General features: G+C 67.4%; 9 protein-coding genes. All 9 read right to left on the bottom strand.

What is annotated here, in order from left to right; translation table 11 throughout:
• Positions 1-14: 14 nt before the first annotated feature.
• Positions 15-5,447 carry a polyketide synthase Pks13 gene (gene pks13 / locus CEX88_RS08280; protein ID WP_420799207.1) on the bottom strand — a complete coding sequence of 1,811 codons (5,433 nt, stop codon included), beginning with the start codon at positions 5,445-5,447 and terminating at the stop codon, positions 15-17.
• 188 nt (positions 5,448-5,635) lie between these two features.
• Entirely contained in the window at positions 5,636-7,525 is a 1,890-nt protein-coding gene (fadD32, locus tag CEX88_RS08275; RefSeq protein WP_094293140.1) for a long-chain-fatty-acid--AMP ligase FadD32, read from the bottom strand.
• 179 nt (positions 7,526-7,704) lie between these two features.
• Complete coding sequence (gene culp6 / locus CEX88_RS08270; protein WP_094293139.1) at positions 7,705-8,709, bottom strand: carboxylesterase Culp6; 1,005 nt, start codon at positions 8,707-8,709, stop codon at positions 7,705-7,707.
• An 18-nt stretch (positions 8,710-8,727) separates the two neighbouring features.
• Positions 8,728-9,183 (bottom strand): DUF732 domain-containing protein, encoded by a 456-nt coding sequence (locus CEX88_RS08265; RefSeq protein WP_094293138.1) that lies wholly within the window; start codon positions 9,181-9,183, stop codon positions 8,728-8,730.
• A gap of 58 nt (positions 9,184-9,241) precedes the next feature.
• Entirely contained in the window at positions 9,242-10,129 is an 888-nt protein-coding gene (locus tag CEX88_RS08260) for an alpha/beta hydrolase-fold protein (RefSeq protein WP_094293242.1), read from the bottom strand.
• Positions 10,130-10,269: 140 nt separating this feature from the next.
• Positions 10,270-11,319, bottom strand: a complete 1,050-nt coding sequence (locus tag CEX88_RS08255; protein WP_066846682.1) for an esterase family protein — start codon at positions 11,317-11,319, stop codon at positions 10,270-10,272.
• Positions 11,320-11,439: 120 nt separating this feature from the next.
• A complete protein-coding gene (locus CEX88_RS08250; protein WP_066846679.1) occupies positions 11,440-12,438 on the bottom strand; it encodes an alpha/beta hydrolase in 999 nt (332 codons plus the stop codon).
• A gap of 69 nt (positions 12,439-12,507) precedes the next feature.
• Positions 12,508-14,583, bottom strand: a complete 2,076-nt coding sequence (gene aftB, locus CEX88_RS08245) for a terminal beta-(1->2)-arabinofuranosyltransferase (protein WP_420799203.1) — start codon at positions 14,581-14,583, stop codon at positions 12,508-12,510.
• Entirely contained in the window at positions 14,561-15,475 is a 915-nt protein-coding gene (locus tag CEX88_RS08240; RefSeq protein ID WP_064394909.1) for a decaprenyl-phosphate phosphoribosyltransferase, read from the bottom strand. The genes aftB and CEX88_RS08240 overlap by 23 nt, the downstream gene beginning before the upstream one ends.
• Positions 15,476-15,487: the final 12 nt, after the last annotated feature.

Here is a 15,487-nt window from a genome sequence, read left to right as displayed (position 1 = left end):
GAGAGATTCCGTCGTCACTTGCCCTGCTTCTCCTGATCGGTGTTGTCGGCCTCGATCTGGCTGATCGACTCGCTCATGTGCGCCCCGACCTTCGCAATGTACGGCTCGTCGATCACCTGGATGTGCTCGCCCCCGATCGGGACGACCTCCAGGTCAGACACGAACTCACCCCAGCCGCCGTCCGGCTTGCGGGTGGCGTAGCGCGGCTCGAAGTAGATCGCGTCGTCGTGGTAGCGGTCAGCCATGTACAGCGTGACCTTGCCGTCGTACGGCTTGATCTCGGCGGTGTCGATGGCCCGCTGATCCAGATATGACGTGCGCTGGTGCTCGATGATGCCGCCGGGGATCTGCACCCCGCTCTGGCTCACCACGTCGAGGACGTAGCGCACCTGGCCCTCGTCGTCGAGTGCCTCGAGTTCCTCGTATGGGATCTCGGGAATCTCGACGTTGAATGTGCGCTCGGCGAAGCGGGCGTAGCGATCCCACCGGGCGCGGGTCTCCTCCTTCGTCTGGGGGATCTCCTCACTCGGACGTACCGCGTCGATCAAACCGACGAACCGCACGTCGGCGCCCGCCTGCTTGAGTCCGATCGCGCACGCGTAGGCAAGCACACCACCCAGCGACCAACCGGCCAGGACGAACGGGCGACCCTGCTTGTCTCCCGTCCAACCGTTGAGCTCCAACAGTTTCGGCACGTACTCGCGGGCGCGCTCCTCGATGGAGCCCTCGACGCGCTCGATGCCGTACATCGGCGTGTCCGCGGGCAACCGCTTGAGCAGCGGCTCGTAGACCACCGTCGAACCGCCTGCGGCGTGGAAGACGAACACCGGGATCCGGTCCGAGTCTTGGGATGGGGCGCGCAGCGTCCGCACGAAGCCGTCGACCTTGCCGCCCTCGAGGTAGTCGCGAACGGTGGTGGACAGCTCCTCGATGGTCTTCGCGGAGCGGACGTCGTCGGCGGTGATGGTGCCCTCGTCGACCCGCTCGGTCAGCCGCTCGGCGATCTTGGTCGCGGTCGCGTCATCGACATCGGGCAGGTCGTTGAAGATGCCGCCCGGCGACTTACCGGTGACGATCGCCCACGTCGCGAACGTGACGCGTTCGGCGGCGTCACGTGGCGGCACGTCGGAGCCCAGCGCCTCGGTGACCGCCTCCTGGGTGAGGATCTTGCTGGCCGCCGCGACCGTCGACTTCGACGGGCCGCCTGCGGCGGTTTGGGGCGTGGGGCCGCTCGGATCCGTCGGCGGCGGCGGAATCGCCGGGCCGCTCGGGTCGGTCGGCGGCGGCGGGATGTCCGTGGCCTGGGTGGACGGCTCGGCCTGCGGATCCGGAGCCGGGGCGCCGACGGTGTCCGGGCTGGCGCCGCTGAGCACCTCGGCCCGGCCCTTGTCGTCTTCCTGGGTTCCCAGCGGGTGCCCGGCCTCGGCGAGCTTCTCCTCGAGTTCGGCGACGGTGCTCGCCCCGCCCATCAACTCGGCCTGCTCGGCGGCGATCTCCTCGGCCGTCTTGCCCTTCTGCGCCTCGGCGAGCTGGTCGACCTCGTCGCGGTGCTCGATCGCGTACTGGATCAGCTTCTCGACCGCATACAGGTTGGCGTCGCGCACCGCGGTCAGCTGGATCGGCGGCAGGTCGAAGTCGTACTCGACGCGGTTCTTGATCCGCACAGCCATCAGCGAGTCCAGGCCGAGCTCGATCAGCGGCACCTCCCACGGCAGGTCCTCGGGCTCGTAACCCATTGCCCCGCCGACGATCGCGCCGAGGCGGTCGCGGATCGACTCACCGGAGTCCGGTGACCACTTCGCGAAGCCGGCGGCCAGGCCCGCACCCGCAGTCAGGTTGTCCTGCAGAATCTCGGGAGCATCTTCCTCGGGCTGGTCCGCAGGTGCCGCCGAAACCTGGTCAGCCACAGCCGCTCCCGTCGCCACCGCGACGGGCAGCGCTGCCGCGGCGCCGGTGCGGCTCACCACGGCGTCGTACACCAGGGTGAACGACTCGTCGATGCGTGCGTGCACCTGCACGCTGGCCCCTCCGGGATGGCGGGTCAGTGTCGTCACCAGCCGCGCGCCCTCGCCGGGCACCGCGCGCTGTTCGGACGCGACCAGCTTGGCATCGGGGATGACCTGTGCGGCAGCGGCTTTGACCAACCCGGCCAGATCCGGCTCACCCTTGGGGGCGTACTCCCAGACGTGCCTGCCGTCCGGGGTGGCGACGTGGTTGCCCGGCATCATCACCGAGCTGTCGCCGGTGAACCGCGCGTCGAGCCAGTGCGGTTTGCGCTTGAAGCGGGTCGGCGGGATGTTCGCGAAATCCAGCGCGCCGGCCAGCCCCTTGGACCGCCGGGGGAACAGCGTGCGGAAGTCCAGATCGTGGCCGTGTACGAACAGCTGGGCCATCGCCACGGTCATCGAGTCGACCTCGTCCTGCTTGCGCGCCAGCGTCGCGATCAGCTGGGCGTTGTGCAGACCGGCCGCCGCCGTCGTCAGGCCGACCTGCATGAGCGCCACCGGGTTCGGCGCCAACTCCAGGAAGGTCGTATGGCCGTTGTCGACGGCGTTGCGAATGCCGTGGGTGAAGTAGACGCTGTGACGCAGCCCCTTCTTCCAGTAGTCGACATCGTGGATGGTCTCACCGGGGCGCAGGTAACGACCCTCGTGCACCGTCGAGAAGTAACCGATCTTGATCGGATGCGGTTCGATGCCGACGAGTTCGGCGGCCAGCTCGCCCAGCAGCGGGTCCATCTGGGAGGTGTGGCTGGCGCCCTTGGTCTGCATCTTGCGGGCGAACTTGCCCTCTTGCTCGCAGCGCTCGATGATCGCGTCGACCTGGTCGGGCGGCCCGCCGATGACGGTCTGCGTCGGCGCGGCGTAGACACACACCTCGAGATCTTTGAAATCGGCGAACACAGTGTCGATCTCGTCGGCCGAGTACTCGACCAGCGCCATCAACCGGATCCATTCGCCGAACAGCATGGCCTCGCCCTCGCCCATGAGGTGAGCACGCGAACAGATGGCCCGAGTGGCGTCCTCCAGAGACAGGCCGCCCGCGAAGTACGCGGCGGCGGCCTCGCCGAGCGACTGGCCTACCACCGCAGCGGGTTTGGCGCCGTGGTGCTTGAGCAACTCACCGAGCGCGATCTGCAGGGCGAAGATCACGGTCTGGACGACTTCGATGGGGTACTCGCAGGTCTCATTGGTGTAGTCGACCGCGTCATCGAGGATCAGCTCGAGGATCGAATAACCCCGTTCATCCTGGATGAGGGCGTCGACCTTGTTGATCCACTCTGCGAACACCTCGTTGCGCAGATACAGGTTCTTGCCCATCTTGCGGTGTTGGGCACCGAAGCCCGCGAGCACCCACACGGGCCCGTTCGTCACCGGGCCGTCGGCGCTGAACACGCTCGGGTGCTGCTTGCCCTCGGCCACCGCGCGCAGGCCCTTGATGGCCTCGTCGTGATCGTGGGCCAGCACCACCGCGCGCGAACGCCCGTGGTTGCGCCGCGACAGCGCGCGGCCGATCGACTCGAGCGACGACGCGCGCCCCTCGGGGCTGTCGATCCAGTCGGCGAGCTCGGCGGCCGTGGCCTTCTTCCGTGATGTCAGGAAGCCCGAAACCACCAGCGGCACAACCGGAGCGGCCTGTTCTTCGGCCTCCATCTCCTCGCGGGCAACCTCGAGCAGGCGCTTGGCCTCGTCGGTCAGGCCGGGCAGCTCGGGCTCGTCCTGCAGCGCGTGCGCGGGGCGGTCCAAGGCGTCGTCGTCATCGTCGTCATCGACGAATTCGCCGTACTCGTCCATCCGCACCCCGCCGATGTAGACGGCGTTGGCGTCGGACGACTTGCCTTGCTCGGCTTGGGTTTCCGGTTCCGGTTCGGGCTCGACGAGGTCCGACGGCAGCACCTCGCGCAGCACGAGGTGGGCGTTGGCGCCGCCGAAACCGAACCCCGAGACGCCGGTGATGGCATAGCCGCTGTAGCGCGGCCAGTCGGAGACGGTGTCGGCGACCTTGAGGTGCACACCGTCGAAGTCGATGTAGGGGTTGGGGCCTGCGTAGTTGATCGACGGCGGGATCTTGTCGTTGCGCAGGGCCAACGCCATCTTCGCCAGGCTCGCCGCGCCTGCGGCCGACTCCAGGTGTCCCACATTGGATTTGATCGCGCCCAGCAGTGCGGGCTTGTCGGCCGCCCGGCCCCTGCCGACGACGCGGCCGAGCGCGTCGGCCTCGATCGGGTCGCCGAGGATGGTGCCGGTGCCGTGCGCCTCGATGTAGTCGACGAGGCGTGGGTTGATGCCGGCGTCCTTGTACGCCTTGCGCAGCACCTCGGCCTGCGCGTCGGGATTCGGCGCGAGCAGGCCGTTGGACCGGCCGTCGTGGTTGACAGCGCTGCCCGCGATCACCGCGAGGATGTCGTCACCGTCGCGGCGGGCGTCGGAAACTCGCTTGAGCACGAGCATTCCGCCGCCTTCGGAGCGGGCGTAGCCGTCGGCGTCCTGCGAGAACGACTTGATCCGGCCGTCCGGCGCGAGCACCCCGCCGACCTCGTCGAAGCCGACCGTCACCAGCGGGGTGATCAACGCGTTGACGCCGCCGACGACAACGACGTCGGCCTCACCCGAGCGCAGCGCCTGCACACCCTGGTGCGCGGCGACCAGCGAACTCGAGCAGGCGGTGTCGACGGCCACCGAGGGGCCGCGGAAGTCGTAGAAGTACGAAACCCGGTTGGCGATGATCGAACTCGCCGTGCCGGTGATCGCGTACGGGTGGGCGATCGACGGGTCCGACATGGCCAGGAAGCTGTAGTCGTTGAGCGAGCTGCCGATGTAGACACCGACGTTGCCGCCGCGCAGGCTCGATGCGGGGATGCGGGCGTTTTCCAGTGCCTCCCAGGTCAATTCGAGCGCCATCCGCTGCTGCGGATCGATGTTGTCGGCCTCCATCTTCGACAGTGCGAAGAACTCGGCGTCGAACCCCTTGATGTCGGTCAGGTAGCCGCCGCGGGTGCGGGCCTTGGCGACGCGCTCGGCGATGCGGGGCTCGCCGAGGAACTCCTCCCAGCGGCCCTCCGGCAGATCGGTGATCGCGTCGCGGCCCTCCAGGAGCGCCTGCCACGTCTCGTCGGGGGTGTTCATGTCCCCGGGGAAGCGGGTGGCCAGACCGACGATCGCGATGTCCTCGACGTCGCGCGTGCGCGTCCAGTCCTCGTCGTCATCGCCGGCGTCCTCGACCTCCGGCTCACCCTCGACGATCACCGTCGCCAGCGATTCGATGGTGGGGTGGCGGAACGCCACGGTGGCGGTCAACGTGACGCCGGTGAGGTCCTCGATGTCGCTGGCCATCGCGACGGCATCGCGCGACGACAGCCCGAGTTCGACCATCGGCGCGCTCTCGCTGATCGAGTCGGGTGATTGCCCGGTGGCGTTGCCGATCCAGTCGCGCAGCCAGGCGCGCATCTCGTTGACGGTGATGTCGGTGCGCGGAGCCGCCCCGGCGGCGACATCAGACCCCGGAGCCGCCCCGGCGGCGACATCAGACCCCGGTGCGGTGAGCGGCTTTTCGGGGGCGAGCTGAATCTCGTCGCCGGACGGCATCTCAGGTTGCTGCGAATCGTCTTGTGTATCAGCCATATTCGGGAAAAATCTCAGTCTGTCTCGTCGGGGAACGCGTTGGCGATCTTCCCGCTGCGCAGACTGCCGTCCAGGTAGGCCGCGCGGCACGCCCGGCGACCGATCTTGCCGCTCGAGGTGCGCGGGATCGCGCCGGCGGGGGTCAGCAGCACGTCGCGGACAGTGACGCCGTGGCGCACCGCGATCGCCGCGCGGATGTCGTCGGAGATGGGGCCCATGTCGAGCTTGTGGGCGCCGGGCGCTCGCTCACCGACGATCACCAGTTGCTCGGAGGTGTCGTCAGGATCGCGTTTGAGTCCGGAGTGGGCGTTGTCGAACACTTCGTCGGGCAATTGGTTGGCGGGCACCGAGAACGCCGCGACGAATCCGGTGCGCAGCGCCTTGGTGGCCTCCTGCGCGGAGTACTCCAGGTCCTGCGGGTAGTGATTGCGCCCGTCGATGATCACCAGATCCTTGACGCGGCCGGTGATGTAGAGCTCACCGTCGTAGTACGCGCCGAGGTCGCCGGTGCGTACCCAGGTCTGGTCGTCGGTGGCCCCTTCGGCGTGCGACGGGTTGGTCCGCGACTTGAGGATGTTCTGGAACGTCGCGATCGTCTCCTCGGGCTTACCCCAGTAGCCGGTGCCCATGTTCTGGCCGCTGATCCAGACCTCGCCGATCTGACCGTCGGGCAGCTCGGTAGCGGTCTCGTTGTCGACGATGACCGCCCATTCGGCGACGCCGATCTTGCCCGCGCCGGCCTGCGGGACGGCCTTGGGTGAATCCTCCGGGACCGGAACGAAGCGGTGCTTGTTGAGCTCGTCGCGGTCGACCAGGGTGATCGTCGGCTCGGCCTCCATCGGCGTGGTGGACACGAACAGCGTGGCCTCGGCCAGACCGTAGGAGGGCTTGATCGCCTTGGGCTGGAATCCGAACGGGCCGAATGCTTCGTTGAACCTCCGCACGGTGGCCGCCGAGATCGGCTCGCTGCCGTTGAGGATGCACTTGACGTTGGACAGGTCGAGCGGCGGTTCGCCGTCCTTGGGCACACCACGGGCGGCGGCGTGGTCGAACGCGAAGTTCGGGGCCACCGAGATGGTCCCGCCGGTGTCGTCTTCCTTCCGGGCCATTTCGCGGATCCAACGGCCGGGACGGCGCACGAACGCGGCCGGGGTCATGAACGTGATGTAGTGGCCGAGCATCGGCGAGAGCAGCACGGTGATCAGGCCCATGTCGTGGAAGAACGGGAGCCACGACACGCCCCGGTCGCCTTCCTGCCCGTCGAGTGCCTCGATCACCTGCACCACGTTGGTGGCGAGGTTCAGGTGGGTGATCTGCACGCCGGTCGGAATCCGCGTGGAGCCCGAGGTGTACTGCAGGTAGGCGATGGTGTGCTCGTCGACCGGGACTTGCTCCCAGGTGGCGCCGACCTCGTTGGGCACCGCGTCGACGGCGATGACGCGCGGACGCTGGTTGGCGGGACGGGTGCGGAAGAACTTTCGCACACCCTCGGCCGCATCGGTGGTGGTCAGGATCGCCGACGGATGGCAGTCGTCGAGCACGGCGTGCAGGCGGCCCACATGGCCGGGTTCGTTGGGGTCGAACAGCGGCACCGCGATGCGGCCCGAGTACAGGGTCCCGAAGAACGCGACGAGGTAGTCGAGGTTCTGCGGGCACAGGATCGCGACGCGGTCACCGGGCTGGGTGACCTGTTGCAGACGCGCACCGACCGCGCGGTTGCGGGCGCCGAAGTCGGCCCAGCGCAGATCGCGGGCGACTCCGTCGCGCTCGGTGGAGAAGTCCAGGAAGCGGTAGGCGAGCTTGTCTCCACGCACCTTCGCCCATCGTTCGACGTGTTTGACCAGGCTCCCGTTGTCGGGAAACTTGATCAGTCCGTCCTTGATGAACGGGTTATGGAACCCCATCGCACTCTCCTGTCAGCGGCACACGCTTCTCGATGCCGATTGCACATGATTTCGGAGCCGCCCTGCGAGCCGCGCACCCGGAAAAGAAGCGTACCGGTCGGCTATTCGCTTACTGCTCTTAGTTTTTTCTTAATGTTAGGTGACGTGGTGTCGCCGTCCAAATCAGGTCTGGTCACAGGTCAGCCATGTTTTGGCTGCGGAGCGTTATCGATCTTTTCCTGTGCCCAGCGCTGCGTCCACTGCGTGGCCGACAGCCCGTCGGAACTCCAGAACTGCGTGGTGGCGTACAACGCGTGAATCGGTTGTCCCGCACCGCCGAGCAGGATGTCGATGGTCTTGGGCAGGTTCATGATGTTGAACGCCTCTGGCGGCGCCGAGCAGATCAGGTCACCGGGAGCGCAGATCTCGTTGACGCGGTCGTTGAGTGCGCCGAACCCGCCGGGCCGGGGACCCGTCATGGCCAGGCCCATCCCGTCGAGCATGGGCACGTCGCGCAGCGTGATCTCCGCTCCCTGACCCGGCGGGTTGGGTCCGACGTCCACGCCGACGCCGGTCTGCCGTCGCCCGTCAGCGATCAACGTCACACCCAGCACCAGATCCTCGTCGACGGCGCCGCGTCCGTTGCCGATATCGCTGGCGATGTCACCGGCGATGACGGCGCCCTGGGAGAACCCGGCGATCACGTAACTGGTCAGCGGGCAGCGCTCGTTCATCTCCGTCATGGCCTTGACCGTTGCGTGGAAGCCCTCGGCGCGGCTGTCGTTGTAGGTCATCTGGCCGTCCTGCGAGAACGGATTGTGGAACTGCGCCGTGTACGGGACGGTGAACACCTCGAGCCGGTCGTTTGCGAACTGTCCGCGGATTGGGTTGGTGACGTTGAGCAGCAGCGCGATCGGGAACTGAGTCGGGTTGAACGGGTCCATTTTCGGTGAGGACTCCCACGTGCCCGGAACCGAGATCATCTGCACGTCGGGGCAGCTCGCGTCCTGGAACTCCGGCCGCGGCTTCTTGGTCGGGCTGATTCCGGTTGGAGGCACGGCCGTCGGCGGAACGCCGGTCGGACCCTCGGGCTTCCGCAGGATCACGACGACGATGATGATGAGCAGCACCACCACGAGCGCCATCGCGCCGGCCGCGACAAGCGCGAGGATACGGTGGCGTTTCCGCCGGTTGGTAGTGGCCATGTGTCGGTTGGGCTCCTGCTAGCAGAGTCGTTCGGTTGCGATGCGAATGTAATCGGCGGTTGCCGCGTCGACGTTGACGGTCGGCGCCCTACCGGAGATATGGTCCATCGCATCGCCGCGCACCAGCGGATAGATCGAATCCCAGACTTTCTGGTCGTCGTGCCTGGCGGCACGGGCCTGGCATACGTACGACCCGACACGCAGCGCCAGCAGCTCGCTGGACGGCTTCACCCCGGCCGCGGTGAGTGCGTCGAGATAGCCACGCTGGCGATCGGTCAGCACGAGCGTGTTGGAGTGCCCAGTCGCCGACGGCGGGGCCGCTGTCTCGCTGGGCCGGCTGGGCGCAGGCGCGGCCTCCGACGTCGGCAAACCCATGGCCGCCATGACGTCAGGTCCCGAACACCCGGTCAGCAGCGCCGTCGCCGAAGCGATCAGCAGCGAGCCTGCCGCAGTCGTCCGTACCGAGCGTTGCACTCCTCCAAGGTACCGGCTGCCGACATGCGGACCCGGTTCGAAGAGAGCGGGTCGTGGGCTAAGCGATCGTCGTCGCCAATTCGCCGCTCATGGCCGCGAGCTGACCGCTCCAGGAACCCCAGTCGTGGTTCCCGCTCGGCGGGAAGTCGAAGTGTCCGTTCTTTCCACCCACAGAGCGATAGTGCTGGTAGAACTCGCGATTGGTGCCCGCGGCGATGTCGCAATAGCCGATCATCGCGGGCGGATCGGTGCACCCTCCGACCGGACCGCTCCACACCCACAACCGGGTGTTGTTGTCGGCCAGCAACTGGACATGGACATTGGGCGAATGCCACTTCCACCGGCCCAGCTGTGGCAGTCCCCACATGTTGCGGGTCTCCACACCGCCGAATTGCGCGAGCCCGGCGGTGATGGCGCCGTCGACTCCGGTGCGCTCGGGGGTCAAAAAACCCGACAGGGAGCCGGCGAATCGGTAGCGGTCCGGATGGAAGGTGGCCATCGCCATCGCGCCGTAGCCGCCCTGTGCGGCACCCACGATGCCGTGCCCCGACGGTGCCAGGCCTTTGTTGGCGGCCAGCCAGTTGGGCAGCTCGTCGGCCAGGAACGTCTCCCACTGGCGGCTGCCGTCGGCCTCCCAGTTGGTGTACATGCTCCACGCGCCGCCCGCGGGCGCGGCCACCGAGATGCCCTTACCCGCCAGAGTGTTCATCGCGTTGCCCGCGGTGACCCAGTTGCTGACGTCGGGTGCGGCGTTGAACGCGTCCAGCAGCACGACCGCGTGCGGGCCACCACCTTGGAAGGCGACCGGGATGTCGCGTCCCATCGCCGCCGACGGCACCATCAGCATCTCGACTTGCGCCTCGGCCGTCGGCGCGACGGCCGTACCCGCGGTCCACAGACCGGCGGCCAGCGCCACGGTCAAGATCGCCCGGAAGATCCCCTGCATCGGCTCGCCCACCTCACATTGGTCTGCTGTCCCCGCGCGAGGTAGTCAATCACACACCGGCGCGGACGTGGTCGGAAAAGGCCGACGGCGGCGACCCCGAAGGATCGCCGCCGCCAACTATGAACCTATTGCCGTACCAGTCAGTTACCGGCGTCCGTCGTCGTGACCGAGGCCTCGGTAGCGATCGGGGTCGACGGCTGCGGCGTGGCGCCGAGCACGCGCTGGATGTCCGGCTTCATCTGCTGGAGCTGCTGACCCCAGTACGGCCAGTCGTGCGTGCCGCCCTGCGGGAAGTTGAACACGCCGTTCTTACCGCCCGCGGCCAGGTACTGCTCCTGGAACGTCTCGTTGGTGCGCAGCGTGAAGCTCTCCAGGAACTTCGCGTTGAAGTTGTCACCGGCGACGCGGCCGTTGATCTCGGCCGGCTTGCCGTTACCGCAGAACACCCAGACGCGGGTGCCGTTGGCGACCAGCTTGTCGATGTTGACCATCGGGTCGTTGCGCTTCCACGCGGGATCGCTCGACGGGCCCCACATGTCCTCGGATTCGTAGCCGCCGGCGTCACCCATCGAGAGCCCGACCAGCATCGGCCACCAGCCCTCGGACAGGTTCAGGAACCCGGACAGCGAGGCGGCGTACTGGAACTGCTGCGGGTAGTAGATCGCCAGCGTCATCGCGGCCGATCCGGCCATGGACAAGCCGACTGCGGCATTGCGGTTCGGGTTCACGCCCTTGTTGGCCGCGAGGTACGCGGGCAGTTCCTGAGTCAGGAACGTCTCCCACTTGTAGGTCGAGCAACCTGCCTTGCCGCAGGCCGGCTTGTACCAGTCGCTGTAGAAGCTGGACTGGCCACCCACCGGCATGATCACCGCGAGGCCGGAGTCCAGATACCACTCGAACGCCGCGGTTTCGATGTCCCAGCCGTTGAAGTCATCGCGGGCACGAAGACCGTCGAGCAGATACACGCCCGGCGCGTTCGGCCCGCCGTTCTGGAACTGAACCTTGATGTCACGGCCCATCCCTGCGGACGGAACCATGAGGTACTCGACCGGCAGACCCGGACGAGAGAAAGCCTCCGCGGTGGCCGAGCCTCCGATGGCGCTCACCAAGCCCGGCAGCACGGCGGCCGCCAGGGCGGCTCCCGCCAGCCGGCGGACCCAGGCACCCCGGATCTTGCCAACGAACTTCATGCGTCATCTATCCCATCTGTTGTATGCCGCACGCGGAACCGCCCCTCAGGCAAGCCGCGTAACCCGTGCAGTCAACCACACGTCGGCGTGATCTACCCATTCGAGCGATGTCCACGCTGGTCACGCCGCTCCACCACGAAGCGTTGTGACCAGGTCGGGTTTCAGGGTTTGCAACTGCGCACCCCAGTCCGGCCACGCGTGATTTCCCTGGGGAGGGAATTCGAACGTGGCGTTGTTTCCTCCGGCCGTCAGGTAGGCCGTCTGGAAGTCTTTGTTGCTCTTCAGCGCCATCGATTCCAGGCTGCGGGCGTCGAAGGTCTGGTTCGGGTCGGTGTCGGCTTCTGACGGCGCGGATCCGCCTGGGGCACAGTGAATCCAGAGGCGAGTGTTGTTGGCCGCCAACCTGGCCGCCTGGTGGACCGGGTCGTGACGCTTCCACGCCCCGTCCCACGGCGCACCCCACATGTTGTCGACGCTGTAACCGCCGGCGTCGAGCATGGCCACCCGAATCGCCTGCTGCATCGACGGCGCCGACGTGTTCAGGGGCCCCGAAAGCGACGCAGCATAAGCGAACTGATGCGGGTGGTGGGCCGACAGGATCAGCGCCGCGCTGCCCGACATCGACACGCCCACGACCGCATTGCCGGTGGTGGAGACGTCTTTGTTGGCGGCCAGCCAGGCGGGCAGCTCGTCGGTCAGGAAGGTCTCCCATTTGTATGTGTAGGGCTGGCTGTTGAAACTCGAAGGCGTGTACCAGTCGGCGTAGAAGCTGGCCTCCCCGCCCACCGGCATCACGGTGGCCACCCCCGACTCGAAAAACCACTCGAATGCGGCGGTTTCGATGTCCCAGCCGTTGTAGTCGTCGCGGGCCCGCATGCCGTCCAGGAGGTACACCGCCCTCTGATCGCCCGATTCCGTTCCGGCAGGCTGGAATTGGACGCGCACGATGCGGCTCATCGCCGGGGAGTAGACGTCGAGGTACTCGACGGGAAGTCCCTCGCGGGAGAACGCGCCCGCCGGCGGCGCCGCACCGACCACGGCAGCCGCACTCGGCAGCGCCACGGCCGCGGCTGTCGCCGCCAGTACGCGGCGAAGCCAAGTTCGCACAGGTCGATCCATCCGTTCGTATCTCGGGCGCCGCGAAAAGAGCAGTTCGCGTCTGTTTATCGGCCCGGAGGGGTCGCGGCGTTACGGACCCGTGGCGGGCATGCCCGTGTACGGCTCGGATTCCGGTTCCGGAACGGGTAACCCACAGCGTTCGATCTCATAGAGGGGCACGCGGTCGATCCGGTACTGCGTGAACTGGTAGGCGTGCACGAGATTGGACAGGAACCGACGCGGGCTCATCGGGCCGCGCACCGAGTTCAGCATCGCGTCGGTCTCCGGACACTTCAGCGCCGCCTCGGCCTGTCTGACCCAGTCTTCGTCGATGTAACCCGGAATGAAGGGCGGCTCTTTGAGGAACGGCCCCTCCGCGATCGCCCAGTCGGCGAAAAGGTTCTTGTCGTGGCCGATTCGGCCGTCCTCGAGGCGCTCGGTGTGTGCGGCCAATGGATTGGCCAGCCCGATCTGGTCGATGACGCGAACGTCGAGTCCGACGTTCATGCCCAGCATGCCGAGGTTGGTGAAGAAGACCGTGTGCGGACCTTGGTAGTCCTCCGGCGCGTCCGGTGGCGGCGGCAGCGCGGGTACCACGTCCCACTGGTCGTAGTTGCCCGACGGCAGCAGCAGGGCACCGTCGGGTGTGTTCTCCAACGCCTCGAGCACCGCGCGCATCCGCGGATAGTCGAGGTAGTCAGCGGCGGTCAGCGGGTGCGCATGGCCCGTGGCCTGGGAGTAGAACCGCCGCTCGTCGACGATGCCGGAGTACGTGACGCGGGTGGCGTCCCGGCCCATTCCCGGCGAATTGGCCGCCCACAGCGCCCATCCGGCGACCGCCAGCCACAGCACGGTGGTGGCGCCGACGAACAGATAGCCCGCGCCGCGCGCCATCCTGGCTTCGTCGGGGAGGACGACGGGGATCACCGCGACCGGCGCCAGCATGACGAACAGCGGGGTCAAAAGCACCCTGCCGTGCATGAAGTCCCCACCCTGGCGGATCCAGTAGATCGCCTGCAGCAGACCGCTGACGAGGAAGAAGATCACCACGGCGGCGGGGCTCTGCACCATCCGCGCCAGGCGTCCGGAGCCCGAGGCCATCGCGGCGCGGTTCGGCCGGGGACGTCCGCGGATCACCCACACGACCCCCGCGAGCCCGGCGAGCAGGATCGCCGGCGCCCACAGCAGGTAGGGCTGGTTGAAGTTCGCCAGATAGACGAAGCCCTGCGACCATTTCGCTCCGCTGGCGTCCTTGGCCACCGCGGTATTGGGGACCACCAGGCCGTAGTAGCCCATCCGGAAGATCTGATAGGCCACCGGAAGCAGGCCTCCGGCGACGATGATCACCGCGCGGCGGCGCCAGTCGCGCGCCGCGATCAGCATCATGACGAGAGCCAACCCGCCGATCAGGGCGAGCTCGGGCCGAACCAGCACGCTCAGGCCCGCAACGAAAGCCAGTGCAATGTCGAAGGTTCCGCCTGCCGGGGGTGGCGCCTGGGGTCCGAGGGGTTGTCTGCGGATTGTCGGTGCGCCTCCGCGAAGGACAGGGGCAGCAGTCGTCCGGTGGCCGCGCAGCTGCTGGGACCAGCACACCATCATCCACCACAGCAGGCCCAGATACGCCAGCACCAAACCGTTTTCGAGACCGGAGGTGGCGAAGTCGCGCGCGGGCGGAAGGGCGATGTAGACCAGTACGCCCGCAGGCAGCATCAGCGCACGCCGGCCCTGCAGGCTCGGCGCATACAACCGGCCGGTGCCCAACATCACCAACGCCACACCCAACAGGCTGAGCACCAGCGCCAGCACGAGCACGACGTACTCCAGCCGCACGGAACCACCCACCAGCGCGCCGAGGTGGACCAGGTAGGTCCACACAGTCGAGGTGTTGGCCTCGACGCGCTCACCGGCGTTGAACACCGGCCCATTGCCTGCCAACAGGTTTCGCACGGTGCGCAGCACGATCAGGCCGTCGTCGGCTATCCAGCGCCGCTGCCATGCGCCCCAGCCGAACAGCGCCACGACCACCAGCACGCTGATCCACAGGCTGATCCGGACCGTGTTGTCGTAGCGGAACGCGGGCCAGCGCGCGAGGCTGCGTTCGATCTCACCGACCCACCCGCCCGGCACCGGTCGGCGGAGGGTCTCAGCTGAGGAAGACGGCGGCACCGATGGTCCCGATCCACGCCAGCAGCAACAGCTGCAGTACCCGGTCTTTTAGCGCGATCTCCTCGGGCTCCCCGGCCAATCCGCCGTCGACGTCGACCGCGTAGCGAAGGATTGCGATGGTGATCGGAATGATCGTGACCGCATACCACGATGCGGTGGTGCCGTCACGTTCGAAGGCCCACAGGCCGTAGCAGAGCACCATCGCCGTGGCCGACAACGTCCACACGAAGCGCAGATACGACGCGGTATAGCTCTCCAGCGACTTGCGGATCTTGGCACCCGTGCGTTCGGCGAGCTGTAGTTCGGCATACCGCTTGCCGGCCACCATGAACAGCGAACCGAACGTCATCACGAGCAGGAACCATTGCGACAGCGGGATGCCCGCCGCGGCGCCGCCGGCGATGGCGCGGATCAGGTACGCCGACGACACGATGCAGATGTCGAGCACCGCTTGGTGTTTGAGGCCGAAGCAGTACGCCAACTGCATGCCGATGTAAACCGCGATGACCACCGTCAGGTTGGTCGAGGCGAGCACCGAGATGGCCAGCGCCGCGGCCGCCAACACCACAGCTGCGGTGTAGGCCAACCATTCCGGGACCACACCGGCAGCGATCGGCCGGAACCGCTTCGTGGGATGCTGACGATCGGCTTCCACGTCGCGGGCGTCGTTGACCAGATAGATCGACGAGGCGGCCAGCGAGAACGTCACGAACGCGATCAGGATGTTGATCGCGACGCTGCCGTAGTCGTATTGGACATCGCCGCCGAGGGAGGCGATCGGCGCGGCCAGCACGAGCAGGTTCTTCACCCATTGCCGCGGTCGGATCGCCTTGATGAGACCCGTCGCGGCGTTGCGCGGCGGGCCCTTCTGCGGTGCCGGTTGTCCATTCATCGGCCGTACGCT

Origin of the sequence: Mycobacterium neumannii (genome assembly GCF_002245615.1) — a bacterium.
GTDB classification, from domain to species: domain Bacteria; phylum Actinomycetota; class Actinomycetes; order Mycobacteriales; family Mycobacteriaceae; genus Mycobacterium; species Mycobacterium neumannii_A.
Note: the sequence above shows the minus strand (reverse complement) of the source record. Positions and strands in the feature narration are given on the sequence as shown.